Origin of the sequence: Sanguibacter antarcticus, assembly GCF_002564005.1 — a bacterium.
GTDB lineage: Bacteria > Actinomycetota > Actinomycetes > Actinomycetales > Cellulomonadaceae > Sanguibacter > Sanguibacter antarcticus.
Genome location: NZ_PDJG01000001.1, coordinates 2,553,143 through 2,577,817, shown reverse-complemented (window position 1 = coordinate 2,577,817; position 24,675 = coordinate 2,553,143). Strand labels below are relative to the sequence as shown.

Here is a 24,675-nt window from a genome sequence, read left to right as displayed (position 1 = left end):
GACTGAGCGTCACGGTATCTGACGGTCTGTGAGAGGACGAACGGGAGCACGGTGCATAGAGATCTGGCACAGAGCACCTGAGTCGAAGGTCATGGGTAGGTCATCGTTGCCCGGTCTAGCGTGGAAAAGTCCTAGCAGAGTCGCTAACAGGCAATACAGGGGTCATCGTGAGTGTTGTTCATCCCGGGGTACGCACCATGCCAGGTGCGTCGGAACGTCCTTCTGATCGGCGTCGTGCCGACGCGCCAGGAGGTGACGGCAGCGCCTCGCCCGGGGGAACCTCGCGCCGGGCCCGCACCGCGTCCCGCGCTGCGGCGCTCGTCGGCGTGGCCGCTCTGGCGCTCACCGGCTGCGCGTCCTCAGGGACGGGCGAGGCGACCATCCAAGGCGGCGAAGCGAGCCTCGTGCTCCCGGACCTCGGCACTGTCACGATCATGGGCGGCGGCTCCGGCCGGACCCTCCTGCTCATCGGTCTGCTCGTGTGCGTGCTCGGCATCGGCTTCGGGTTCGTCGGCTACCAGCAGCTCCGTCGCCTCCCCGTCCACCAGACGATGCGCGAGGTCTCCGAGCTCATCTACTCCACCTGCAAGACGTACCTCGTCCAGCAGGGCAAGTTCCTCCTCATGCTCTGGGTGTTCATCGCGGCGATCATCGTCGTCTACTACGGCTTCCTCGCCGACTTCACGTGGGGCCGGGTCGCGATCGTCATCGCGTTCAGCCTCGTCGGCATGGGTGGCTCGTACGCGGTCGCGTGGTACGGGATCCGTGTCAACACCTTCGCGAACTCGCGGGTGGCCTTCGCGTCCCTCGACGGCAAGCCCCTCGAGATGCACCGCATCCCCATGAAGTCCGGCATGTCGATCGGCATGGTCCTCATCAGCATCGAGCTGCTGATGATGCTCATCATCCTGCTCTTCCTGCCCCACGACATCGCTGGTGCCTGCTTCATCGGCTTCGCGATCGGCGAGTCCCTCGGGGCGTCCGTCCTGCGCATCGCCGGCGGCATCTTCACCAAGATCGCCGACATCGGCGCAGACCTCATGAAGATCGCTTTCGGGATCAAGGAAGACGACGCCCGCAACCCGGGAGTCATCGCCGACTGCACCGGGGACAACGCCGGCGACTCGGTCGGCCCGAGCGCCGACGGCTTCGAGACCTACGGCGTCACAGGCGTCGCGCTCATCACGTTCGTCCTGCTCGCCGTCGACGACCCGGCCGTCCAGGCCAGCCTGCTCGTGTGGATCTTCGCGGTCCGCGTCGGCATGGTCATCGCGGCAGCCCTCTCGTACGTCGCGAACGACATGTGGGCCAAGGCGCACTACGCCAAGGCCGAGCGCATGAACTTCGAGACCCCGCTCAGCTCGCTCGTGTGGGTCACGTCCGCCGTCTGCATCGCCTCCACGTTCCTCATCACCTACGTCGTCATCGGCGAGACCCTCGCCGACAACGGCATGTGGTGGAAGCTCGCGACGATCGTCTCGTTCGGCACCGTCGCCGGGGCAGTCATCCCCGAGCTCGTCAAGGTGTTCACCTCGACGCACAGCAAGCACGTGCGTGAGGTCGTCAAGAGCTCGCGCCAGGGCGGCGCCTCGCTCAACATCCTGTCTGGCCTCGTCGCCGGCAACTTCTCCGCCTACTGGCTCGGCATGGCGATCGTCGGCCTCATGGGCGGCGCGTTCGTCATGAGCGAGCAGGGCCTCGACGCCCTCATGATCGCGCCGGCCGTCTTCGCGTTCGGGCTCGTCGCGTTCGGGTTCCTCTGCATGGGCCCGGTGACGATCGCGGTCGACTCCTACGGTCCGGTCACGGACAACGCGCAGAGCGTGTACGAGCTCTCCCTCATCGAAGACGTCGAGGGCATCGAGGACGAGCTCAAGCGCGAGCACGGCATCGACGTCCAGTGGGACAAGGCCAAGCAGATGCTCGAGGAGAACGACGGCGCAGGGAACACGTTCAAGGCGACCGCCAAGCCGGTGCTCATCGGCACCGCCGTCGTCGGCGCGACCACGATGATCTTCTCGATCATCATCAGCCTCACCGACGGCCTGACGACCGGCATGGAGAACCTCTCCCTGCTGCACGCTCCCCTCCTGCTCGGGCTCATCACCGGTGGCGCAGTCATCTACTGGTTCACCGGCGCATCGATCCAGGCGGTCACCACCGGCGCGTACCGCGCCGTGGAGTTCATCAAGAACACGATCAAGCTCGACGCCGGCGCGACGAAGGCCAGCGAGGCCGACTCCCGCAAGGTCGTGGAGATCTGCACCCAGTACGCCCAGCAGGGCATGCTCAACATGTTCCTCGGGGTCTTCTTCGCCACGCTCGCGTTCGCCTTCGTCGAGCCGTACTTCTTCATCGGCTACCTCATCTCGATCGCCGTCTTCGGCCTCTACCAGGCGGTGTTCATGGCGAACGCCGGTGGCGCGTGGGACAACGCGAAGAAGATCGTGGAGGTCGACCTCCACGCCAAGGGCACGGCGCTGCACGAGGCCTCGATCGTCGGCGACACCGTCGGCGACCCGTACAAGGACACGTCCTCGGTGGCGCTCAACCCCGTCATCAAGTTCACGACGCTGTTCGGCCTGCTCGCCGTCGACCTGGCGGTCAGCCTGGTCGACCAGGGCATGCAGACGCTCGTCACGGTGCTCGCCGCGGTGTTCTTCCTGGTCTCCGTGTACTTCGTCCACCGGTCGTTCTACGGCATGCGCATCCAGACCTCGCTCGAGGACGACAGCATGGACGACCAGGACCACACGCTCCCGACCGACGACGGCACGGCGTCGTCCGTCGACCGTCCCGCGACCGCGCTCGAGCCCGCTGGAGCTGGTGAGTCGCGATGAAGATCGCGGTCCGGTACAGCAACGCGCTGGTCGACCCGGACGGGTTCGTGTCGGGGCACGACGCCGGTGCGACCCTCGTGCGACGCCTCTTGCGGCTGTTCCCCGGCTCGATGCTCATCGGGCCGGGCCCACGGCACTGCTCGGGCTTCGACATGATCCCGCTCGAGTTCGTCGACGGCGACGAGACCATCGTCATCTCGATGGACGTGATCGACTCGCTGAGCATCTGGCACACGCTCAACATCAGCTGTGCCGAGCCCAAGGTGATGAACTTCGTCTGGTGGAACACGTCGCAGTTCACGCACCACGTCCAGCTGGCGGGGCTCGCGCTGTCCTGCGCGCTGTTCCCGACGTTCGCGAACTCCGAGCGCACGGCCAGCGAGGTCCGCGAGATCGTCACGAAGCTCACGGTCCAGCCGATCGCCGAGCAGGCCAAGATCGGCTGGGTCAACCTCGGCATCCGGCTCGAGCACGTGCGTCCGCACACGGACCAGCCGATCCCGGTGGTGCTCTACCCCGCGATCTACCTGTCCGAGCGCAAGCAGCCGCAGCTGTTCGTCGACGTCGTCGAGCGGATCGTCAAGCGCACACCGATCAACGTCGAGGCGCGGCTGCACGAGTCGCACCTCATCTCTGAGCTCGCCATGCGCCTGTCCCGGCGCAGCTGGGCCTGGGTCGGGCCGCTGACCGCGACCCGAGAGGACTACTGGGAGGCGCTCGCGCGCACCACGGCGTTCCTCGCGACCGCGGACGAGGAGTCGTACGGCCTGGAGTACATCGAGGCTCTGGTGGCAGGCGCCGTCGGGGTGTTCCCGGACCGCGCCTGGGCGCGGGCGATCCTGCCGACCGGCTACCCGTTCATCTATCGCACCCCCGCCGAGGCGGAGGAGATGCTCTACCGTGCGGTCACGGACACGGCTCGGTGCCGGCGCGAGATGGACACGGCAGCCGACGGCGACTTCGGACAGTGGCTGCGGGCGCGACACGACGACGACTACTTCGAGAAGGCGTTCGCCGGTCGTGTCACGGAGTGGTTCGGGCTCTGAGCAGGTTCTGACACCGAGGGCGGTCCCGTGCGCCGATCTGGCACACGGGACCGCCCTGTCATGTCCCGGTCGTGTCTACTGCTCCTGCGAGAGACGCGCACCGATGGTGCGGTGGAGCTGGTGCAGACCCGACTGGCTCAGTGCCATCGTCTCGGACTCGATGTGCCGCACGAGGTGGCCGTCGTCGATGACCTTCTCGCTCGACTGGACGAGCACTGTGCCCGCGCCCGTGAAGTCGAACTGGCGCTCCTCGCCCGACGCCATGCCGAGGAACCCGGCTGCTGCGCTGAAGAAATTGCTCATCCAGTCGGCGTCGAAGTGGTGCGACGGCGACGGGCAGTCGGCCCAGCCGACGAGCGCCTGCGGGTCGATGCGCAGGGGAGGCTCGGCGAACATGACCGGCCCGTTCGAGGACGCGAGGAACTTCCCCGTCCCGAGGAGCGTGACGAACCCGGGCACGATCGACTGCTTGAGGCTCACCCCCGGCTCGAACGCGAGAAGGTTCGACGCCCGGATGGTGAGGTTGCCGTCGTCGAGGTCGAACGAGTTGATGTTGTACCCGCGGTCCCCGAGGATGACCTTCCCCTGGCCCTGGGCGACGACCCAGTCGTTCGCGTACAGCGGGGACGAGAACTGCGTGGCGACGAGCCCGGTGAGGCTCGTGGCCCCGAGCGGCTCGAAGCGCACGTTGCCGTAGTACGCGATCATCGCGCCCTTCGACGTGAACCAGGGTGCCCCGGAGAGCTCGACGCAGAAGGCGTAGTCGTTCCCGGGGATGTTGTCGTTGACCGGCAGGGTGGCCGGGCTGTGGATCTCGATGCTCATGATTCTTCCCGCCCCTAGAACTTCTGCTCGGACGCCTGGACCCAGGCGGTGCCCTGCCCGGTGAGCTTGAGCTGTGTCGCTTCGCCCGAGCCCCGGCCGACGACGTCACGGAACCCGACGCTCGCCGAGAGGTCGACGGTGATCTGGCCGAGGTGCCCGACGTACGCCTGCGGGTCGATGACGATCTCGCCGCTGTACCCGCCGACCGTGAGCGGCACCACGCCGCCGTGGGAGAGGATCGCGACCGTGCCCTGGCCGGTCATCTGCGTGGTGAACAGGCCTTGGCCCGTCATCGCGCCCCGCACGGCGCCGCGCACGCCGCCCTGCGAGGTGAGCGGCACGATCGACGTCTGCAGGTGCCCCTCGTACGCGAGGAGCCTGCTCGCCTCGACCGTGAGGACCTGCGAGCCGTCCATCTGGACGAGCTCGACGTGCAGCCCGTCGCGGCCGTAGAAGACCTCGCCCTGGCCCTGGGCGACCATGAGGGCCACGTGCTCGCCCTGCATCATGCGGCCCGCCATGCCGACCATCGCGCCAGCACCGGGGAAGCCACCGCCGCCACCCATGCTGTGCGGGGTGAACCGGACGTCACCCGTGTAGTAGAGCATCGCGCCCTTGCGCGCGAGGACCTGCTGCCCCTGCTGCACCGAGACCCGCACGACCTTGTCGTTGGCCAGCTCCATCGTCATCTCTACCGCTCCTCAGGCTGGATGTACACGACGCCCTGGCCGTCGAACCGCAGGGAGAACGCCTCGCCGCTCCCGCCGCTCAGGGCGGAGCGCCACGACACGTCGGTCACGAAGCTCTGCGTGAGCTGACCACGGAACGCGACGAACGCGTCCGGGTCGGCGACGAGCGGGTACTGCGGGCTGACCTCGAGCGCGATGATCGGCCCGCCGGCCGAGAGCAGCGCGATCGTCCCAGACCCCGTCACCGTCGTGGTGAACAGGCCCTGCCCGCCCGACGTCGCGCCGCGCAGGCCGGAGAACTTCACGTCCGTGCGCAGGTCGCCGACGAGGGCGAGGAGCTGCGACGCCTCGACGTGCAGGACGTCGTTGTTCAGCTCGACGATCGTGATGTCCTGGGCGTCGACCGCGAAGTACACGGTCCCGCTGCCGGTCACGTCCATGAGCGCGATCGACTCGCCGGTGACCTTGCGCTTGAGCGCCGCCTTGAAGCCGTCGCCCCCGCCCATGCCGGCGTTCTTGAACGTCACCTTGCCCTCGTACGCCACCATCGAGCCGGTGATGGCTCGCATGGAGTCACCAGCAAGGTCTGCCACCAAGATCCGGTGGCCTTGCATCCTCAGTTGCACCACGAACGTCCCTATCGTCGTCGTCCTCGGTCATCCCTGCTGGTCGTGATCCTGCCAGACGACGTCGCTCACGTCGCGGAGACTTCTCCCCATGGGTGAGGTCTAGGCAAAGAGCTGCCGTTCGCTGGCGAACCGCACCGACACGAGCGCAGGCTGGTTGCGTCCGGGGGCGTCGATGCTTGAGGATTCAGAGCACAGGGGCTGGGGGGCCCGGCGCGAACACGACCATCGACCGCAGAACGTGACAGGAGCACCACCATGAGCGCCCCAGCAGGCTGGTACACGGATCCCCAGGACTCCCAGGTGCTGCGCTACTTCGACGGCGCCAGCTGGACGACGCACACCCAGCCTGTCCCCGCGGCTCCGGCGTCCGGGCAGTACGGCCAGCAAGGTCAGTTCCAGCAGGGACAGTACGGCCAGCAGTCGCAGCCCCAGCAGGGCTGGCAGCAGGGCCCGAGCCCGCTCGCCAGCCAGTTCACCGCTCAGCAGCGCCAGCCCGCCTGGGGGACCGGGGCGTCGTCCGGCGGGCGCGGTGGCACGCCCACCGGGGTGAAGCTGGCGATCGCCGGTGCCCTCGTGGGGATCGTCGTCTTCATGGGTGTCGGGCTGGCGCTCAGCGGCAACAGCACGAGCGAGGCTGATCCTGACGAGCTCTCCGACGCGCTGTCCGCGGTCGTCGACGACGGGTTCGACTGCGAGGCGCTCGGTGAGCAGGCCGTCCTGCTCAGCGAACCCGACGAGGTGCCGCTCGTCTCCACGAGCAACCTGACCATGACGAAAGACCTGCGGAGCACCGTAGAGGTCCCCGAGAGCGGCAGGACGGTCGCGCTCGCCTGCCGAGGCGACTCCGAGTGGGGAGACGGCTCCCGAGAGTCGGTCGACCTCGAGCTCAGCCTCGACTCCGCGGGCGACGCATGGGTGTCCTACTCGGTGCGGTGACACGTCCGGGAATGACGGAGACCTCGCCATGGTTGCCGCCACCGTGAACGCAACTCTGAAGATCGACATCTGGTCCGACATCGCCTGCCCGTGGTGCTACATCGGCAAGCGCCGTCTCGAGGAGGCGCTCCGACGTCTCGACGCCGCCGACTCCGGCATCGGCGTCGAGATCGAGTACCACTCGTTCGAGCTGTCCCCGGACACCCCGGTCGACTTCGAGGGACCGATCCTCGACTACTTCGCTGACGCGAAGGGCATCTCGAAGGACCAGGCCCAGCAGATGCTCGCACAGGTGACGGAGGTCGCCGCAGGTGAAGGGCTCGACTTCCGCTACGACATCCTCCAGCACACCAAGACGCTCAAGGCGCACGAGCTCCTCCACCACGCCAAAGCCCACGGCCGCCAGATCGACATGAAGGAGCGCCTCCTCAAGGCCTACTTCGTCGAGGGTGGATACGTCGGCCGTGTCGACGATCTCGTCCGGTACGCCACCGAGATCGGCCTGGACGCCGATGAGGCACGTGCCGCGCTGGAGGACGGTCGGTACGGAGCCGATGTCGCCGCCGACATCGCGCAGGCGCGCGGCTACGGGATCCAGGGCGTGCCCTTCTTCGTCATCGACACCAAGTACGGGGTGAGCGGTGCACAGGACCCGGCCGTCTTCGTCGAGGTCCTCGAGAAGGCCGCAGCCGACCAACAAGCACGAGCAGGCGTCGATGTCGGCTGACCTGGGAGCGGACGACCAGACCGGGCCGGTGCCTGCCGAGGGCACCCCGGCCGCGTCACCGTTCCTCATGGTCGGAGACGACGGCGACCTGTGCGTCGACGGCGTCTGCGCCGTGCCTCGACCACCAGCAGAGCAGGGGCCGGCCACGGTGTGACGTCCCGGTGACGCGGCAGGGTCCCTCCGACCCCGCCGACCGGTGGAGGACAATGGAGGTCATGCACCTGCGCCCCCGCACCATCCCGTGGAACTCGGTCGGCTTCTCGGTGGCGCTCCTCGGCTCGCTCAGGGCGTCCCTCCTCATCGGGGGCGTGTGACCACCGCCGACCACGCCCCCGCACCGCTCAGCCGGGCGCTCCTCGTCTGGGGAACAGCGATCGTCGCGTACATCGTCGCGATCCTGCACCGGACGTCGCTCGGCGTCGCCGGTATCGACGCGGTCGAGCGCTTCCACGCCACCGCCGCGGTCCTCTCCCTCTTCGTCGTCGTCCAGCTCGTCGTCTATGCCGCCGCACAGATCCCGGTCGGCGTGGTCCTAGACAGGCTCGGGCCGCGCAAGCTCATCGCCACAGGCGCAGCGCTCATGGCTGTCGGGCAGCTCGGGATGGCGCTCGCGGAGAGCGTCCCGCTCGCCATCGTCGCGCGCGTGCTCATCGGGGCCGGCGACGCGATGACCTTCGTGTCGCTGCTGCGTCTCCTGCCGTCGTGGTTCTCGCCGCGCCGCGTCCCCCTCTTCACACAGCTCACCGGCATCCTCGGCCAGCTCGGCCAGGTCGCCTCGGCGCTCCCGTTCGTCTACCTGCTCCACGAGGGCGGGTGGACCACCGCGTTCACGACGGTCGCCGTGGTCGGCGCTGTGGCGGCAGTCCTCGTCGTCGCTCTGGTACGCGACCGCCCCGCGCCTCCAGCGCCGGGCGAGCCGCACGAGGCGCCGCACGTCGTCCACGCTCCTCGGCCCGACGCCGCGCTCGTCGACGGCGTGCTGCCCGACCTCTCCCTGCGCGCCGTGCTGCGGACGCCCGGGTCGTGGCTCGGGTTCTGGACGCACCAGCTCACCGCCTTCAGCCTGACGACGTTCGTGCTCCTGTGGGGCTACCCGTTCCTCGTGCTCGGGCAAGGGCTCACGCCCCAGGAGGCAGGAGCGCTGCTCACCCTCAACGTCATCATCGCGATCGTCGCCGGACCGCTGCTCGGCGAGTTCACGGCCCGCCGGCCGGCCCGGCGCTCGCGGATGATCCTCGTCATCGCGGTGCTCATGGTCGTCGCGTGGGCGAGCGTCCTCGTTCCGGCTACCCCTCGACCGATGTGGCAGCTCGTGATCTTCATCGTGCTCCTGTCGCTCGGCGGCCCCGCCTCGATGATGGGCTTCGACTTCGTCCGCACGTCGAACCCTCCGGGGCGGCTCGGGGCGGCGACCGGGCTGGCGAACATGGGCGGCTTTCTCGGCGCGCTCGTGACGACCTTCGCGATCGGCCTGGTGCTCGACGTGGTCCGACCCGACGGCCGGTACGTGCTCGACGACTTCCGCATCGCGCTGTCCGTCATCGCCGTGCCGTTCGCGGTCGGGTTCGTCGGCCTCCTCGTCAGTCGTCGTGCGGTCTGGCGGGAGATGGGGCGCCTGCCGCCCGCGCGCGGCGCGTGACCAGCCGGTAGAGGACACCGACGGCGAGCACCACCACGCCGCCGACGACCGACCCGACGGGGAGCGTCACGCACAGGGCGAGGCACCCGACAGCCCCGACGACCGCGAGGACCCGGGGGAAGCGGCGCTCGGCAGGTGCCTGCGTCGTCGCCGCGACGTTCGCGACGAAGTAGTAGAGCAGGACCCCGAAGGACGAGAAGCCGATCGCCCCGCGGACGTCAGTGACGAGGACGAGCAGCACGGCGGCCACGACGACGGCGGTCTCGGCGCGGTGCGGGACGCCCGTCGTCGGGTGGACCGCAGCGAGACCGACCGGGAGGTCGCGCTCGCGCGCCATGGCGAGGGCGGTACGCCCGATGCCTGCCTGGAGCGCGAGGAGCGCGCCGAGCGACGCGGCTGCGGCTCCGACGACGACGAGCGGCACGGCCCAGTCCCAGGCGCGGGCGCGCACCACGTCGACGAGCGGTTCGGTGGACTCTGCGAGGCCGTCGGTGCTCAGCGCGTGCTGGGCGGAGACCGCGACGAGCACGTAGACGAGCATCGCTGCACCGAGGGCGCCGAGGACCGCTCGCGGGATCGTCCGGGCAGGGTCGCGGACCTCTTCGCCGAGGGTGGCGACGCGCGCGTAGCCCGCGAACGCGAAGAAGAGCAGCCCGGCGGCCTGGACCACGCCGTACCAGCCGACGGTGTCGGGCTCGCTCGTGAGGACGGCCTCGGCTCCGAGGTGCGCGCCGCCGGCCCCGAACCCTGCAGCGACGACGACGGTGAGCGCGACGAGCACCACGACGAGGATGGCCCGTGCGGCGTGCGCCGTCCGGGTGATCCCGCGGAGGTTGACGAGCCCGAGGGCGACGACGGCTGCGGCCGCGGTGGGGCGTTCCCATCCGGTCGGGGCGGCGTATGCCGCGAACGTGAGAGCCATGGCTGCCGTGCTCGCGGTCTTGCCGACGACGAAGGACCATCCGGCGACGAAGCCCCACCAGGGCCCGAGCTGGGCGCGGCCGTAGGCGTAGGTGCCCCCCGAGGTGGGGTGCTGGGCGGCGAGCTGGGCGGTCGAGGTCGCGTTGCACGCAGCGACGACGGCGGCGAGGGCGAGGGCCCAGAGGAGGGCGCCGCCCGCGGCCTGGGCGGCGGGGGCGAACACCGCGAAGACGCCGGCGCCGAGCATCGAGGCGAGCCCGATGATGATGGCGTCGCCCACGCCGAGGGATCGTCTGAGGTTCACGCGGACATGATGACGCATCAAGGTGTCGCCTCGGGGTCGGCCGCCGGTGCGGGGCGGCGGAAGGGCCGTGCACGGTGCTGCTGGCGTGATGTGTCGTGTCGCCCCTTGCCCCCCTGTATCGATGCGTGTCAACATAGACCCGATTCGATATAACGGCTCGGTGTGCCACGGCCCGCCGAGCGACACAGACGGCCTCGCCCACGAGAACTCCTCACCCTGCCTCGCCCATCCACCGCCCCCGCACCGTCGACGCACTGGAGACATCATGAGCACCGCGACCGAGGCCCAGGTGGACACGACGTCCGCCCGGCTCTCCACCCTGGACCGCTGGCTGCCTGTCTGGATCGGGCTGGCGATGGTCGGCGGGCTCGTGCTCGGACGGTTCGTCCCGGCGCTGTCCGACGCGCTGGCCGCCATGGAGGTCGGCGGGATCTCCGTGCCGATCGGCATCGGGCTCCTCGTCATGATGTACCCGGTGCTCGCCAAGGTCCGCTACGACCGCGTCTCTGCCGTCACGGGTGACACCCGGCTCCTCGTGAGCTCCCTCGTCCTCAACTGGCTCGTCGGCCCGGCGCTCATGTTCGCTCTCGCCTGGGTGTTCCTCCCCGACCTCCCCGAGTACCGGACCGGTCTCATCGTCGTCGGTCTCGCCCGCTGCATCGCGATGGTCGTCATCTGGAACGACCTCGCGTGCGGCGACCGTGAGGCGGCAGCCGTCCTCGTCGCGATCAACTCGGTCTTCCAGGTGGTCGCGTTCTCCCTGCTCGGCTACTTCTACCTCACGGTCCTGCCCGGCTGGCTCGGGCTCGACACCCAGGGGCTCGACGTCTCGATCACGCAGATCGCGCTCAACGTCCTCGTCTTCCTCGGGGTGCCGCTCGTCGCCGGCTTCGCGTCGCGCTGGATCGGCGAGCGGGCCAAGGGGCGCGACTGGTACGAGGAGATGTTCGTGCCGCGCATCGGCCCGTGGGCCCTGTACGGGCTGCTGTTCACGATCGTCCTGCTCTTCGCGCTCCAGGGCGAGGCTGTGACGTCGGCGCCGCTCGACGTCGTCCGGATCTCCCTGCCGCTGCTCGCGTACTTCGCCATCATGTGGGGGACCGGGATGGTGACCGGCCGAGCCGTCGGGCTCGGGTATGCCCGCTCGACGACGTTGGCCTTCACCGCCGCCGGCAACAACTTCGAGCTCGCCATCGCTGTCGCGATCGGCACGTTCGGCGCCACGTCGGGGCAGGCTCTCGCCGGTGTCGTCGGCCCGCTCATCGAGGTCCCGGTGCTCGTCGGCCTCGTCTACGTCTCGCTCTGGATCGGGCGCCGCTGGTTCGTCGGCGACCCGACCGCCCCGTACGTCCGCAGCTCGAGCGTCTAGGAGAAGAGTCATGACGACCACCGCTCTCGCCACACCTACCGGCACCGGTGCGGGCTGTGCGCCCGGACCCGAGTCGCACGCGATGGCGGTCGACGCCGCCGAGCGCGTCGGTTCCACCCTCAAGGCGCTGGCGGAGCCGGTGCGCCTGAGGATGCTCTCGCTCATCACGACGTCGACCACGGGAGAAGCGTGCGTCTGCGACATCGCGGCGATCACCGACATCTCTCAGCCCACTGTCTCGCACCACCTCAAGGTCCTCCGGGACGTCGGGGTGCTCACCTCCGAGCGACGGGGCACGTGGGTCTACTACCGGGTCGCCCCAGCGATGCGCGACGCCGTCTCTGTGCTCCTCGAGGCGTTCGCCCCGGCGACGCTCGATGCGGCCCGGACCGTGCCGGAGCCCGTCGGGCTCACGGACATCGACCACACGCTCACCCGCCTGGCCGACGAGCTGGTCCAGCGGTTCCCGGTGCTCGGTCACGAGGTGGTGCTGCGCACCGTGCGGGAGTCCTACACGGCCCTCGCCCGTCGCTCGACGGTGCGCACCCACCTCGTCGTCACCACCGAGCGGTTCGCGCGGCAGCGTCTCGCGGACCTGTCTCGGGCGGCTGGTGCAGACGGTGTCGACGGCCCGGGCGCGGCTGCGCACCGGCCTCAGGTCCTCTTCGTGTGCGTCGCCAACGCCGGCAGGTCACAGCTGGCAGCCGCCCTGCTGCAGCGCTACGCCGGCGACGCCGTCGTGGTCCGGTCTGCCGGTTCTGCACCGGCGGGCGAGGTGCACTCAGGAGTCCGTCCCGTCCTCGACGCGCTCGGAGCGCCCGACGCGTTCCCGAAGCCCCTCACCGACGACGCCGTCCGGGCTGCCGACGTCGTCGTGACGATGGGGTGCGGAGACACGTGCCCCGTCCTTCCCGGCACGCGGTACGAGAGCTGGGAGGTCGGAGACCCTGTGCTCGCGTCGCCCGAGGGCGTCGCCGCGATCCGTGACGAGCTCGACCGCCGCGTGCGCGGCCTGCTCGCCGACATCCTTCCGTCACTCACCGTCCCGACCGCCAGCCTGATGGCCGACTCCCAGGCGACCGCCGCCCAGACGACCGACTCCCAGGAGAGCTCATGACCGACGCCGCCACGACCACCACCTCTTCGTCCGCGACGGAGCAGCCTCGCCCCAGCGTGCTGTTCGTCTGCGTCCACAACGCCGGCCGGTCGCAGATGGCCGCAGGCTTCCTGCGCGACCTCTCGGGCGGTGCGGTCGAGGTGCGCTCTGCGGGCTCGGTCCCGGCCGACCAGATCAACCCCACGGCCGTCGAGGCCATGCTCGAGCTGGGGATCGACATCCGCGCCGAGTCGCCCAAGGTCCTCACGCCCGAAGCGGTGCAAGCGTCCGACGCCGTCATCACGATGGGCTGCGGGGACGTGTGCCCCGTCTTCCCCGGCAAGCGCTACGAGGACTGGTCGCTCGAGGACCCGGCAGGCCAGGGCATCGAGTCCGTCCGTCCGATCCGCGACGAGATCCGACGGCGGATCGTCGTGCTGCTCGACGAGCTCGGCGTGCCGGTGGTCGTGAAGGGTGCCGACGTCTGAGTCCTGAACGAGCCCCCGTCGCCCGACAGGTGACGGGACGCGGACCAGGGGCAGCCAGGGATGACGCTCGATAGGGGTGACTTGTCGGGATAGTTCTTCAGAGTGAAGTCGGTGAACTTTGCGTGGCCTCTCTGGTGAGAAGCCGCTTCCCGCCCGTAGCCTCGCACCCATAGCCCCCACGACGAGCGGCCGTGCCGTGCGACTCTGCAGCAGCGTCCTCGTGGGAGGTGCGCTCCTCTCGCTGGTGCTCGCGGCCTGCGGGTCGACCGACTCCGAGGACTCGACGGCGACCTCGACCGCGACGTCCACGTCCGAGACGACAGACGACTCGACGGCGGCCACCGCGGGCGTCGACACCGCACTGTTCTTCGACGGCGCCCTCGCCGGAGAGGCCACGACCGAAGACTGCACGCTCAACGGCGGTGCCGAGACGAGCTGTTACAGCATCACGGTCGCCGGCTACCCGACGAGCCACGACGTCGGCCCGTTCTGCCCGGACACGATCACCGACGGTGCAGATGCCGGTGGGCTGTGGTTCGACGGCGACGCGGTCTACGACCTCGACGGCGAGTTCATCGCCAACCTCGACGAGCTGTACGGCGACGACACGTGGCACATGTACGACGAGGACGGCAACGTCCTGTCGACTGACACCGCGGAGGAGTTCGAGGCCGCAGCGCGCCCGGACGTCGACCCCGCGCTGGCGAACCACTGCGTCCAGGGTGCCCTCGAGTGGCTCGAGAACGGTGAGCCCATCACGACGACCGTGCTCATCCCGGTCACGCCCGTGCTCGCCGACGCACCCGCCGCGCCTGCCGGCAACCTCGGAGTGACGCTGGACGGCGTCGTCATCGCCGAGTCTGCCCCGGTCGACGCGATCCTCGGCGCTTACACCATCGCCGCGTTCGACGACTGCGGCGCTCACTTCAACCCCTTCGAGGGCTATCACATGCACGACGCGACCGCCGAGGCTGCTGGTCTCGACGAGTGCAACGGGCACACCACCGAGGAGGCTGGCTACCACTATCACGCCAACTCCGCCGAGAAGAACCAGGTCATCGAGTGCTTCGTCGGCCAGAGCGTCGCTGGTGACGAGGCCGGTGGCGGCGGTCCTCCGCCCGGACGGTAGCCCCTGCACCCTGCGGCACGACCGCCCTCCCGACGACCGACGATGTGGATGAGACAGATGACCAGCAACCGACCTGTGCGATCCCGCGGCAGCCTCCTCGTCGGAGGTGCGCTCGCCTCCCTGGTCCTTGCGGCCTGCTCCGCGTCGACCTCCGAGGACGCGACCGCGACCACCACGGCCAGCGCTGCCGGCGAGACGACCGGCGCCACGGAGGGATCAGGCACCACGGACCCCATGTCGCTGTTCGACGACGGAGCCCTGACCTCCGAGGCGACGACGGTCGACTGCACCGTGGAGAACGGCAGCGAGACCACGTGCTACCAGGTCGAGGTGTCCAGCCTGCCCTCGACGGTCGAGACCGACGGCCCTTACTGCCCGGCGACCACCTCTGACGTGGGCGGCATCTGGGTGTGGGACGGCGAGGAGCCGGGCCTGTATGCCCTCGACGAGAACTTCTGGGACCTCATGACCGCTCAGGGCTACGAGTTCGCGAGCTCGGACGGAGCGATCACCGTGACCGACCCGGCGGAGGGCGCAGCCTCCTCGTCGACCACCGAGAACTCCTGCCTCGAGGCCACCGCGGACGGGACGTACCACCTCCAGGTGCTCCTCCCGGTGACTCCGGAGAACCTCGACTCGCCCACCGACCTGTCCACCATCTCCCAGGTCGGGCTCGCTCTCGACGGCGTGACGATCTTCGGTGACGCGCCCTCGGTCGCCGACCGAGGAGGCCTGCCGGCCCTCGACACCTGCGGCGGTCACATCGACCCGTCCGGCTACTACCACTGGCACTTCGGCGCGGAGTCCATCCAGACGAACCTCGACGAGGCCGGTGCTGAGGTAACCTGCGCGGTGGACCAGGACGTCGAGGCGCTCCTCGGGTTCTCCTTCGACGGCTACGCCATCTACGGCCCCGAGGAAGACCGGACGATCCCGGACGACCTCGACGAGTGCTCCGGTCACGTCTCGGAGACCGCCGACTTCGGCGAGGTGTACCACTACCACCTCACCTACGACTCTCCGAACCTTCCGGCATGCCGGGTCGGCGCCATGGCCGAGTCGGGTCTGACCAGCCCCGACAACGACCAGGCGTCTTTGCCGAGCGGCGACGGGCCAGGCGCTGCCGGACCGGGCGCAGACGGGCCGGGCGCGGGCGGCCCTCCACCCGCAGGCGGCTGACGGGTGCTCTCCGCGCCGACGACGAACCGTTGGCTCGCAGCAGCCGCGGCAGCGCTGTGGTGTGCCGTGTCGATCGTCGTCGGCGCAGTCCCGGCCTCGGCTCACGACAGCACCGGTGACGCGATCGCCCTGACCCTGACGGACCGGCGCATCGTCGTGACAGCGCCGGTCCTCTTCACCGAGCTCGGCTACGAGGACACCACGGGTGACGGGCTCGTCGACGCCGACGAGATGCGTGCTCAAGAGCAGGTCATCGCGACAGGCCTGGTCGGCACGGTCCGTGACCACGTGCGCATCGAGATCGACGGTCTCGAGGTCGAGATCATCGGGGCCGGGCCTGCGCCCACCGAGGGCAGCCAGGGCGACCCCTCGCAGTACGTGGAGCTCCAGCTCGCGACGGGCCCGCACGACGACGACGTCTCCCAGGTCAGCCTCGCATGGTCCTTCACGACCTCCAGCAGCCAGGTGCTGCTGTCCTCCGCCCAGGGTGCGGTCGCCGGTCACCTGGCCGACGACGGCACGGTCTCGGTCTCGGTCTCGATCTCGCTCGACGCCGGTACGACGGTCCGGTCGTTCTTCGTCACCGGGACCGACCACGTCGGCTCAGGCCTCGACCACCTGCTGTTCCTCGTGGTGCTCACGTTCGCCGTCGTCGGCTCGACGGTGACCCGAGCATCCACCTGGCGAGTCGTGGGGCTCGTCACCGCCTTCACCGTCGGCCATGCGACGAGCCTGTGCCTGGCCTACTTCGACGTCGTCTCCGTCCCTGCGCACTGGGTGGAGCCGGCGATCTCTCTGTCGATCGTCGCCGCCGCGGTGCTGGCCGTCTGCGGCAGGGGGGACACCATCCGACCGTGGCTCGCAGGCCTCGTCGGGCTCGTGCACGGGCTGGGGTTTGCCTCCAGCCTGAGCTCTCTCGGGCTCGTCACCACCTACCACGTGGGTGCGCTGGCAGCCTTCAACATCGGTATCGACGTCGCTCAGACGCTCGTGGTCCTCGTGGTGACGGGGGCGATCTGGGCGGTCGGCCGGCTGCTCCCTGAGCGCAGCGGGTGGCTCCGCGTCGTGGTCTGTTCGGGCGCGGGGCTCGCAGGGCTGTTCTGGACGGTCTCCCGCCTCGTGTCCTGACCTGCGCGCGGGGGCCGCAGGGTCCGTCGGTCAGCGCAGCGCGGAGCTCGCGATGAGATCTCGCAGCTGCTGCTCGTCGTCGGGGATCTCCGTGACGTGCTGCGGGGCGTCGAGCAGCGTGCGGGTCTCGGCGTCGATCGCGGGGGCGACGCCGAGCGCCTCCGTGATCGTCTCGGCGAACTTCTGGGGCTTCGCCGTCTCGAGCACGAGCATCGGCACACCCTCCTCGACGTGCTCTCGGGCGACCTTCACTCCGTCGGCGGTGTGCGGGTCGATGGTGACGCCGCAGCGTTCGGCGACCTCGCGGATCGTCGCCAGGCGGTCGGCGTGGGTGCTCGTCCCGCTGACGAACCCGAGCTCGGGCAGGAACCGGTGCTGCTCGGCGGAGAGGTCGATCTCGCCACGGACGGTCAGCTCGCCCCACGCAGCAGCGGTCCGCTCCGGAGAGCTGCCGAGCAGGTCGAAGACGAACCGCTCGAGGTTGGACGCCCGCGACACGTCCATCGACGGGCTCGACGTGGTCAGCGTGTTCGCGGCCGTGCGCGGACGGTAGTGGCCGGTGCGGAAGAAGTCGTCGAGCACGTTGTTCTCGTTCGTGGCGAGGACGAGCCGCCGCACGGGAAGGCCCATGCTGCGGGCGTAGTGCCCGGACAGGATGTTGCCGAAGTTGCCGGAGGGCACCGCGAACGAGACCTCGAAGCCGTCCCGGTCTGCTGCGGGGACGGCGTCGGTGGCACGCAGCCAGGCCCAGACGTAGTAGGCGATCTGGGCTGAGATGCGGCCGAAGTTGATCGAGTTGACCGCGCCGAGACGGTGGGCGCGCTTGAACTCGACGTCCTCGGAGATGCGCTTCACCAAGCGCTGGCAGTCGTCGAACACACCGTCGACGACGATGTTGTGCACGTTAGGCTCGAGCAGCGAGTACATCTGGGCGCGCTGGAAGGGACTCATCCGCCCCTTCGGCGAAAGCATGAAGACCGCGAGCCTGTCCCTGCCTCGCAGCGCGTGCTCGGCGGCCGAGCCGGTGTCCCCAGAGGTCGCGCCGAGGATGTTCAAGACCTCGTCGGCCTCGGTGAGCACGAGGTCGAGCGCCTCGCCGAGGAACCGCATCGCCAGGTCCTTGAACGCGAGCGTCGGCCCCTCGGAGAGCCCGACGAGGCTCAGGCCACCGTCGAGGCTGGTCACGGGGACCACCTCGGGGGACGCGAACGCCTCAGGCCGGTAGGAGGTGCGGCAGATCCGGGCGAGCTCGTCACGGGGGATGTCGGTCGCGAACAGCCCGAGGATCTCGGTGGCGAGCCCGGCGTAGTCGAGCGGGCGCCACCGCTCGAGCAAGGCTGCGTCGATCGTCGGGAGCTCTGCGGGGACGGCGAGACCGCCGTCCGGCGCGAGCCCTTCGACGATGACGTCACGGTACTGTCCGAGCTGCGCGCCACGGGTGGAGAGGTACTGCACGAGACATCCTTCGGTCGCCACGACAACGGCTGGTACCCCTGATCCTATGCGGCTGTCCCGCGTCGGGCCCGAGCATCTCGGTGGGTGGTGCGCACGAGGCCGTGGTTCCTGGCCTCCACCCGGCGTCCCCGCTAGCTTCGAGGTGGGAAGCCTCGAGCGGCCGTCTTGCATGCGCTGGCAGAGGAAGCTGCTCAGGCTGGGGACGACGCGCCTCGTCCTCAAGGTGGGGGACACCATCCGGTCAGCCGTCGCTGTGGAGGGGAGGCTGGTCGGCGACCAGCTCTCGATCCCCCTCGCGCCAGATGACGACGCTCAGGCGCTCGTCGACCTCGTCGAGGGCGCCTGAGCGCGTGCTCACACCGCGACCTTGACCTTGGCCTGCAGGGGCTTGATGGTCGGGCAGAGGATCAGCACCGACAAGACGGTCATGATGGCCAGGCCTGCACCCACGGCGAAAGCTGGAGCGTAGCTGTCGACCGTGATGACCGGGATGAGGAAGTTGAGACCGACGACGGCGAGCTTGGCAGCAGTTCCACCGAAGCCGGCCAGCGTCGCGACGGACTTTCCGCTGTAGAAGTCGCTCGGGAGCGTCTGGATGTTGCCCACGGCCAGCTGGAAGCCGAGCAGGATGACGGCCATGAGCAGGACCGCGGTGATGGGGGTGGACGCCTGGGTGGTCAGCAGCAGCGCGATGAGCATGACGGCACCGCCTGTGGAGATCACCGTCTTGCGGGCGCGGTTGACGGTAGCGCCCTTCTTGAGCAGGCGGCCGGCCCACCATCCGCCGATCCACGCGCCGATCATCCCGCCGACGTAGGGGACCCACGAGTACACGGCGATCTCTTCGACGCCGAACCCGAAGGTCTCGTACAGGTACAGCGGCAACCAGCTGACGAAGAGCCACCAGATCGGGTCGATGAAGAACTGGGCCATGATGACGCCCCAGCTCTCTTTGCGGGAGAGGATCGCGGCAGGCTTGGGGGCGTACTCCTCGACGACTGCAGCTTCTTTTGACCGCTGGCCCGTCAGGATGAACTCGCGCTCCTCCTCGGTGATCCACGGGTGCGAGTCGGGCCCGCTCTTGTAGACGATCAGCCACGGGATCAACCAGAGGAAGCCGATCAGCCCGATGAGGACGAAGGTGGCGCGCCACGAGCCGAGCATGAAGAACATGAACCCGACCAGCGGAGCAGAGATGATGCCGCCGATCGCTGCGCCGGAGTTGAAGATTCCTTGTGCCAGCGCACGTTCGTTGATCGGGAACCACTCGGCGTTCGCCTTGGTGGCGCCAGGCCAGTTGCCGGCCTCGGACACACCCATGGCTCCTCGGAAGATCGAGAAGCTCACGAGGCCGGTCGCCAGCGCGTGCAGCATCGTTGCGGCGGACCAGGCCACGATCGACAGGACGAAGCCCAGCCGTGTCCCGACCCAGTCGAAGATCCGTCCGAAGATGGACTGACCGAACGCGTAGGCGAACGTGAAGATGTTGATGACGATCGCATAGTCGAGCTTGGTCATCCCGAGGTCGCTCTGGATCTCGGGCCACAAGATGGCCAGTGCTCCACGGTCGATGTAGTTGATGATCGTCGCTAGAGCGACCAGGGCGACGATCACCCAACGGAGCTTGCCTTTCACTTTCGCACCTCTTGTCGTGTTCGGTAGCTACAGCCATGGAGAGAGACGGGCCGAGCGGGGTGCGTCGGGTCCCGAGGGCGTGCGCGTGCATCGTGAGCGCGCAGAAGCGCGCTGCACGGGTGTGTGGAGCGTGGAGTGGTCTCGCGTGGTGAGCGGTCGGCGAGCTGGTTCTCAGCCGTCGCCGCCGTGGTGCCTGTCAGTCGTGGTCTCTGTGCTCACGGGGCGTCCTGGCCGCCCAGAGGTGCTCTCCTCGGACGAGGCGCTTTGCTGACGCTACACCTCGAATGTCGCGTTTGGTGGGAGGATGCGACCTCAGGCCCCTGATGTGGGAAATCGCTTCCCTTCGCGGCGTGTCGAGACTCAGTGCCTGGACTTGTGCAAGGTCCGAACGTCACGAGAGTGACCGGCTGTGGTGGGGATGTCGGTGTCCCGTGATGCATCGCGTCGGTGCGTGCGACCAGCCCTGGACGTCCCTGGTGCATGTCCGGGCAGGTCGTGATCGCCTGGGATCGTTGCCGTCGCTGGCCTCGCGCATCCGGGGCGGTGCCGCACGTGGTGCGGTCCGCGGCCTCGGGGTGCGCGGCTGACCTGGGCGGACGGTCGTCCAGGACGCGTGTCGCGCCGGTTCGAGGACCGTGCTGCGGGGCTCGACGGCGTGGGGAGCGCGACTGCCGCCGTCGTGCTGGGTCTGTGACCAGCGCAGTCGTTATGGGCGGTCGGATCTTGCTGACAGCTCTGGTCCGGACGGCAGCGCAGGTCCGGACGGCAGGGGTGGGACGAGCCCCACGACCTGGTGGGCAGGCGTCCTGCCACGAGTGGGAGGAGGGAGCCCGTCCGGGGTCTGAGCTGCTCGGCCGGTGGTGCCTCGTCAGCACACGACGTCACACCGATCCGTCACGGCCTGGCTCACGCCAGGTCCGCCTCGCTCGCTCACGAACCTTCACTGCCCCGGACGGGGCTCACTCTCATCGCGGCGACGCGTTATCGGCGATCGCCCCTGAAGATCTTCACCCACGACGAGCGATCGCGCATCTGGAAGGGATGCCTCAGCACAGGATGCCTCAGCCGCTGACGCCGCAGCAGGCCGACTCCGCGTCGTCCTCGACGAGGTCGGTGGAGCACACGCCTGTCGTCGGGAGATCGAGGTGCACGGTGTCGGCAGCGGTGCGGTCGCCGGCGAGAGCGGCGGCGACCGACCTCACCTGCTCGTAGCCTGTCGCGAGGAGGAAGGTGGGCGCACGCCCGTAGCTCTTCATCCCAGCGACGTAAAAGCCGGCGTCAGGGTGCGCGAGGAGCGCCTCGCCGTGCGGTGGCACCGTCCCGCACGAGTGCAGGTTCGGATCGATGAGCTCAGCGAGCCCGCGAGGGCACTCCAGCGCAGGGTCGAGGTCGAGCCGGACCTCTCGCGTCATGTCGAGGTCAGGTCGGAACCCGGTCGCGTTGATGATCGTCGACACGGTGAGGTCGAGGGCGTCGTCGCGTGTGCGCCCGAGCACGCGCACTCCGTCCGAGGTCTCGAGCAGCTGCTCGATCGACGCCCACCGGACGAGCGTGACGAGGCCCGACTCCGTCGCGTCCTTCAGCCGGGTGCCCAGCAGCCCGCGCGCGGGGAGCTCGTCGTCGGTCCCACCGCCGAACAGGCGGCGTGCGGAGCCGCCGCGGATCGCCCACGTGATGCGCGTCTGCGGTGCGCTCTCGGCGAGCTCGACGAGAGCGAGCAGGCTGTTGGCCGCGGAGTGGCCCATGCCGACGACGAGCGTGTGGTGACCGGCGAAGTCGGCGCGGTCCGCTCCGAGGACGTCGGGGAGCGGGCCGGCGAGCGCGTGCGAGGCTGCGGACTCACCGAGGGCAGGCAGCCCGCCGGTGCCGAGCGGGTTGGAGCGCCCCCACGTTCCGGAGGTGTCGATGACGGCGCTGGCGAGGATGTCCTCGACCGCGCCGTCGTGCACGACGCGCACGCGGTAGGCCCTGCGCTCGCGGCCCAGCGAGCGGGTCTTGTCCGCGCCGTCGCGGGTGATGCCGACGACGCGCGTCCCGGTCCGCAGCCGCGAGCGGATCGCAGACGTCTCGGAGAGCGGTCGCAGGTAGCTCTCGACGAGCTCGGCGCCTGTCGGGAGTGCCTCGGGGTCGGGGTTCGCCCAGCCGGTCGGCTCGAGCAGGCGCCGGGCGGCGGCGTCGACGTCGTAGCGCCACGGGGAGAACAGGCGGACGTGGCCCCACGCCGAGACGGCAGCCCCGGCGTGCTCGCCCTGCTCGAGGACGAGCGGTTCGAGCCCTCGCTCGAGGAGGTGGGCGGCGGCGGCGAGGCCGACGGGGCCGGCTCCGACGACGATCACAGGTGCTGGGGCAGACGGCTGGCTCACGGGGTCTCCAGATGTCGACGACGACGGGCGCGATCTCCTGGATCGAAAAAAACCGATCCATGCGACGATTGTTGCATGACCGACGATCTGAGCACCACGTGCTGCGCCCCTGCTGTGCAGGCGTCCCTCGACGTGCGCGAGGCCGAGCGGATCGCTGCCGGATACCGAGCGCTGGGCGACGCGACGAGGCTGCGGCTGCTCGCGCTCGTCGCCGCGGGCGACGGCGGCGAGGCGTGCGTCTGCGACCTCACCGAGCCGGTCGGGCTGAGTCAGGCGACCGTGAGCCACCACCTCAGGCTCCTCGTCGAGGCGGGGCTCCTCACGCGGGAGCGCCGCGGGACGTGGTCCTACTACTCCGTCGTCACGAGCAGGCTCGACGAGCTCGGCCACCAGCTCCTCGCCGTACCGACACCGCCCTGCGGACCGGGACCCACGCAGACGGCGACACCGGAGACCGCCGGGGTGCGCTGACGGATCTCGCAGCGCTCAGGCGCCGGGGACGTCTGCCGCCGGGTCGGGCGGCGCCGTCTCGGGAACGTCGGTCTCGCCTGCCTCGGCTGGGCGCGACCGGTCTTGAGGGTGGAGACGCACGGCCACGATCGCGATGTCGTCCTGCCGCGTCGGCGGCAGCATGCGCACGAGCATCTCGTCGCAGAGCTCCTCGAGGTCGAGGTCGGCGACGCTCTCCAGCGCGGCGACGAGGGCCGCCTGGCCGTCGCGCAGGGTCCTGTCTCGACGCTCGACGAGACCGTCCGTGTAGAGGAAGACCGTCGCCCCCGCCTCGAGGATCGCGGTGGTCTCGGTGCGCTGCGTGTCCAGGGTGATCCCCAGCAGGAGGTTCGTGGTGGCCGCGACGAGCGGCGTCACCGTGCCGTCCGCCCGGACGACCATGGGTGGCGGGTGGCCGGCGTTCGACCAGCGCACGGTCCGTTCCCCGCGCTCGAGCTGGTCCGGCGACTGCTCGATCCGTGCGACGACGGTCGTGGCGACGACCTCGGACTGGAGCGTCTCGAGCGCCGTGTCGATCTCCCGGAGGAGCTCGGCCGGCGACGCGCCCGTCGCGACGGCGATGCCGCGGAGCATCGACCGGATCTCACCCATCTTGGCTGCCGCCGCGATGTCGTGGCCCACCACGTCACCGATGACGAGCACGGTGTCGCCGGTGCGCTGGAGGAACGCGTCGTACCAGTCGCCACCTACCTGGGCCGCCTCGGTCGCCGGGACGTACCGGACCGCGATCTGCACGTGGTCCGGCTGGACGGGGGCCGTGAGGAGCGACCGCTGCAGCCCTTCGGCGAGCTGGCGCTGCTGGCGGTACAGCCGCATGTTGTCGAGCGCCAGACCAGCACGCGTGGCGACTTCCTGGGCGACGGTGAGGTCGTCGGAGCTCATCGCAGTGCGGCCCGCCCCGTTGAAGAGCGACACAAGACCCATCGTCCGTCCACGCCCCTGCAGGACGAGGACGGTGACGCTCTCAGGAGCGAGCTCGTCGATGAGGTCACGCGCCTCGCCAGGCACGAGGACCGCGCGGACGGCGGCTGTCGCACCGCTGGTGATGCGCACGACCTCGCCGTCCTCCATCGCTCGAGCGATGTACGAGTCCTGGGTGAGCGCCGCCATCCGCAGCGACGTGTACCGCTCCACGAGGGGCCGTGCAGTGGGGTCGACGTGCGCGCAGCCGAGGTCTCGCAGCCGGTTCGAGCTGCCGTCGGACCCGTCCTCGACGAGCGTCACGACGCACCAGTCGGCGAGCGCGGGGACGAGCACCTCGGCGAGCCTGTCGAGAGCGTGCTCTGCGTCGAGGGTCTCGGCGAGGCACGAGCCGACCTCGGAGAGGAGAGCGTCCCGACGAGCGTCGCGGTCGGCGGCCTCCTGCGCACGGCGCCGTTGCGTGATGTCTTGGAAGTACACGCCGAGACTGTCGCGGCCCGGCCACGCGTGCACCTCGTACGTCGTGTCGAGCGGTCGTGGGTAGTAGGCCTCGAAGACGACAGGCTGTCCGGTGCTCATCGCGCTGCGGTAGTGGGTCTCGAAGTCGGAACCCACGGCGTCCGGGAACAGGTCCCACACGTTGCCGCCGAGCAGCTCGGTGCGGGTGGACCCCAAGAGCTTCTCGCCGGCCGCGTTGATGTAGCTGAAGCACCAGTCGGTGTCGAGGGAGAAGTACGCCGTCGGCATCGCCTCGAGCTGGTGAACAGCAGACACGTCTGTGGGCTCGCCGAGGCCCGCGTCGTCGGGGCTTCCGACGCGGTCCGTGGGCGGGGCGACCATGTGTGT

The 24,675-nt window shown here is 69.6% G+C and carries 21 protein-coding genes; 13 read left to right on the top strand and 8 right to left on the bottom strand.

What is annotated here, in order from left to right; translation table 11 throughout:
- The first annotated feature begins 197 nt into the window (after positions 1-197).
- Both ATL42_RS11715 and ATL42_RS11710 read left to right on the top strand, forming a co-directional pair.
- Positions 198-2,840: a sodium-translocating pyrophosphatase gene (locus ATL42_RS11715; RefSeq protein ID WP_098455499.1), complete on the top strand. Its 2,643-nt coding sequence runs from the start codon at positions 198-200 to the stop codon at positions 2,838-2,840.
- Complete coding sequence (locus ATL42_RS11710) at positions 2,837-3,886, top strand: glycosyltransferase (RefSeq protein WP_098455498.1); 1,050 nt, start codon at positions 2,837-2,839, stop codon at positions 3,884-3,886. Before ATL42_RS11715 ends, ATL42_RS11710 begins: the two co-directional genes overlap by 4 nt.
- Before the next feature lie 75 nt (positions 3,887-3,961).
- On the opposite strand, the gene ATL42_RS11705 is transcribed toward ATL42_RS11710, so the two are convergent.
- From ATL42_RS11705 to ATL42_RS11695, 3 genes are read right to left on the bottom strand one after another with little or no spacing between them, the layout of a single operon-like run.
- A complete protein-coding gene (locus ATL42_RS11705) occupies positions 3,962-4,711 on the bottom strand; it encodes an AIM24 family protein (RefSeq protein ID WP_098455497.1) in 750 nt (249 codons plus the stop codon).
- A gap of 14 nt (positions 4,712-4,725) precedes the next feature.
- A complete protein-coding gene (locus ATL42_RS11700) occupies positions 4,726-5,400 on the bottom strand; it encodes an AIM24 family protein (RefSeq protein ID WP_098455496.1) in 675 nt (224 codons plus the stop codon).
- A gap of 2 nt (positions 5,401-5,402) precedes the next feature.
- Positions 5,403-6,014: an AIM24 family protein gene (locus tag ATL42_RS11695; protein ID WP_098455495.1), complete on the bottom strand. Its 612-nt coding sequence runs from the start codon at positions 6,012-6,014 to the stop codon at positions 5,403-5,405.
- A gap of 270 nt (positions 6,015-6,284) precedes the next feature.
- Between ATL42_RS11695 and ATL42_RS11690 the strand changes: the two genes are divergently transcribed.
- The 4 genes from ATL42_RS11690 to ATL42_RS11680 all read left to right on the top strand — a co-directional run bounded on the left by ATL42_RS11690 (position 6,285) and on the right by ATL42_RS11680 (position 9,331).
- Positions 6,285-6,965 (top strand): DUF2510 domain-containing protein, encoded by a 681-nt coding sequence (locus tag ATL42_RS11690; RefSeq protein ID WP_098455494.1) that lies wholly within the window; start codon positions 6,285-6,287, stop codon positions 6,963-6,965.
- A 43-nt stretch (positions 6,966-7,008) separates the two neighbouring features.
- Positions 7,009-7,692 carry a DsbA family oxidoreductase gene (locus ATL42_RS11685; protein ID WP_098456534.1) on the top strand — a complete coding sequence of 228 codons (684 nt, stop codon included), beginning with the start codon at positions 7,009-7,011 and terminating at the stop codon, positions 7,690-7,692.
- Positions 7,682-7,846, top strand: coding sequence for a hypothetical protein (locus ATL42_RS16440; RefSeq protein ID WP_169925410.1), 165 nt, complete (start codon positions 7,682-7,684; stop codon positions 7,844-7,846). The genes ATL42_RS11685 and ATL42_RS16440 overlap by 11 nt, the downstream gene beginning before the upstream one ends.
- 156 nt (positions 7,847-8,002) lie before the next feature.
- Positions 8,003-9,331 carry an MFS transporter gene (locus tag ATL42_RS11680; RefSeq protein ID WP_169925409.1) on the top strand — a complete coding sequence of 443 codons (1,329 nt, stop codon included), beginning with the start codon at positions 8,003-8,005 and terminating at the stop codon, positions 9,329-9,331.
- Here ATL42_RS11680 and ATL42_RS11675 read toward each other — a convergent pair.
- Positions 9,273-10,574: an APC family permease gene (locus ATL42_RS11675; RefSeq protein WP_098455492.1), complete on the bottom strand. Its 1,302-nt coding sequence runs from the start codon at positions 10,572-10,574 to the stop codon at positions 9,273-9,275. The two genes, ATL42_RS11680 and ATL42_RS11675, sit on opposite strands and share 59 nt — an antisense overlap.
- Positions 10,575-10,821: 247 nt before the next feature.
- Between ATL42_RS11675 and arsB the strand changes: the two genes are divergently transcribed.
- The 6 genes from arsB to ATL42_RS11645 all read left to right on the top strand — a co-directional run bounded on the left by arsB (position 10,822) and on the right by ATL42_RS11645 (position 16,945).
- Positions 10,822-11,925, top strand: coding sequence for an ACR3 family arsenite efflux transporter (gene arsB / locus ATL42_RS11670; protein WP_098455491.1), 1,104 nt, complete (start codon positions 10,822-10,824; stop codon positions 11,923-11,925).
- Between the two features lie 10 nt (positions 11,926-11,935).
- Entirely contained in the window at positions 11,936-13,042 is a 1,107-nt protein-coding gene (locus tag ATL42_RS11665; RefSeq protein WP_098455490.1) for a metalloregulator ArsR/SmtB family transcription factor, read from the top strand.
- Complete coding sequence (locus tag ATL42_RS11660) at positions 13,039-13,509, top strand: arsenate reductase ArsC (RefSeq protein ID WP_098455489.1); 471 nt, start codon at positions 13,039-13,041, stop codon at positions 13,507-13,509. The genes ATL42_RS11665 and ATL42_RS11660 overlap by 4 nt, the downstream gene beginning before the upstream one ends.
- A gap of 196 nt (positions 13,510-13,705) precedes the next feature.
- Positions 13,706-14,638 (top strand): YHYH protein, encoded by a 933-nt coding sequence (locus ATL42_RS11655; protein WP_211281809.1) that lies wholly within the window; start codon positions 13,706-13,708, stop codon positions 14,636-14,638.
- Between the two features lie 57 nt (positions 14,639-14,695).
- Entirely contained in the window at positions 14,696-15,817 is a 1,122-nt protein-coding gene (locus tag ATL42_RS11650; RefSeq protein WP_169925408.1) for a YHYH protein, read from the top strand.
- 3 nt (positions 15,818-15,820) lie between these two features.
- The gene (locus tag ATL42_RS11645; RefSeq protein WP_098455487.1) at positions 15,821-16,945 is read left to right on the top strand and encodes a HupE/UreJ family protein; all 1,125 of its coding nucleotides are present in this window, start codon (positions 15,821-15,823) and stop codon (positions 16,943-16,945) included.
- A gap of 30 nt (positions 16,946-16,975) precedes the next feature.
- On the opposite strand, the gene thrC is transcribed toward ATL42_RS11645, so the two are convergent.
- The 3 genes from thrC to ATL42_RS11630 all read right to left on the bottom strand — a co-directional run bounded on the left by thrC (position 16,976) and on the right by ATL42_RS11630 (position 22,398).
- Positions 16,976-18,400 (bottom strand): threonine synthase, encoded by a 1,425-nt coding sequence (thrC, locus tag ATL42_RS11640; protein ID WP_098456532.1) that lies wholly within the window; start codon positions 18,398-18,400, stop codon positions 16,976-16,978.
- Positions 18,401-18,754: 354 nt separating this feature from the next.
- Positions 18,755-20,035: an MFS transporter gene (locus tag ATL42_RS11635; RefSeq protein ID WP_098455486.1), complete on the bottom strand. Its 1,281-nt coding sequence runs from the start codon at positions 20,033-20,035 to the stop codon at positions 18,755-18,757.
- 1,061 nt (positions 20,036-21,096) lie between these two features.
- Positions 21,097-22,398 (bottom strand): FAD-dependent oxidoreductase, encoded by a 1,302-nt coding sequence (locus ATL42_RS11630; protein ID WP_098455485.1) that lies wholly within the window; start codon positions 22,396-22,398, stop codon positions 21,097-21,099.
- 75 nt (positions 22,399-22,473) lie between these two features.
- On the opposite strand from ATL42_RS11630, the gene ATL42_RS11625 reads away from it, so the two are divergent.
- Positions 22,474-22,869 carry an ArsR/SmtB family transcription factor gene (locus ATL42_RS11625; RefSeq protein ID WP_098455484.1) on the top strand — a complete coding sequence of 132 codons (396 nt, stop codon included), beginning with the start codon at positions 22,474-22,476 and terminating at the stop codon, positions 22,867-22,869.
- Between the two features lie 15 nt (positions 22,870-22,884).
- Here the strand turns inward: ATL42_RS11625 and ATL42_RS11620 are convergent, their stop codons facing one another.
- Complete coding sequence (locus tag ATL42_RS11620; protein WP_169925407.1) at positions 22,885-24,669, bottom strand: SpoIIE family protein phosphatase; 1,785 nt, start codon at positions 24,667-24,669, stop codon at positions 22,885-22,887.
- Between the last annotated feature and the right edge of the window lie 6 nt (positions 24,670-24,675).

Coding starts and splice junctions, on each gene's coding strand:
- ATL42_RS11715 (WP_098455499.1), top strand. CDS start 198: ATGCCAGGTGCGTCGGAACGTCCTTCTGATCGGCGTCGTGCCGACGCG.
- ATL42_RS11710 (WP_098455498.1), top strand. CDS start 2,837: ATGAAGATCGCGGTCCGGTACAGCAACGCGCTGGTCGACCCGGACGGG.
- ATL42_RS11705 (WP_098455497.1), bottom strand. CDS start 4,711: ATGAGCATCGAGATCCACAGCCCGGCCACCCTGCCGGTCAACGACAAC.
- ATL42_RS11700 (WP_098455496.1), bottom strand. CDS start 5,400: ATGACGATGGAGCTGGCCAACGACAAGGTCGTGCGGGTCTCGGTGCAG.
- ATL42_RS11695 (WP_098455495.1), bottom strand. CDS start 6,014: ATGCAAGGCCACCGGATCTTGGTGGCAGACCTTGCTGGTGACTCCATG.
- ATL42_RS11690 (WP_098455494.1), top strand. CDS start 6,285: ATGAGCGCCCCAGCAGGCTGGTACACGGATCCCCAGGACTCCCAGGTG.
- ATL42_RS16440 (WP_169925410.1), top strand. CDS start 7,682: ATGTCGGCTGACCTGGGAGCGGACGACCAGACCGGGCCGGTGCCTGCC.
- ATL42_RS11675 (WP_098455492.1), bottom strand. CDS start 10,574: ATGCGTCATCATGTCCGCGTGAACCTCAGACGATCCCTCGGCGTGGGC.
- arsB (WP_098455491.1), top strand. CDS start 10,822: ATGAGCACCGCGACCGAGGCCCAGGTGGACACGACGTCCGCCCGGCTC.
- ATL42_RS11665 (WP_098455490.1), top strand. CDS start 11,936: ATGACGACCACCGCTCTCGCCACACCTACCGGCACCGGTGCGGGCTGT.
- ATL42_RS11660 (WP_098455489.1), top strand. CDS start 13,039: ATGACCGACGCCGCCACGACCACCACCTCTTCGTCCGCGACGGAGCAG.
- ATL42_RS11650 (WP_169925408.1), top strand. CDS start 14,696: ATGACCAGCAACCGACCTGTGCGATCCCGCGGCAGCCTCCTCGTCGGA.
- ATL42_RS11625 (WP_098455484.1), top strand. CDS start 22,474: ATGACCGACGATCTGAGCACCACGTGCTGCGCCCCTGCTGTGCAGGCG.
- ATL42_RS11620 (WP_169925407.1), bottom strand. CDS start 24,669: ATGGTCGCCCCGCCCACGGACCGCGTCGGAAGCCCCGACGACGCGGGC.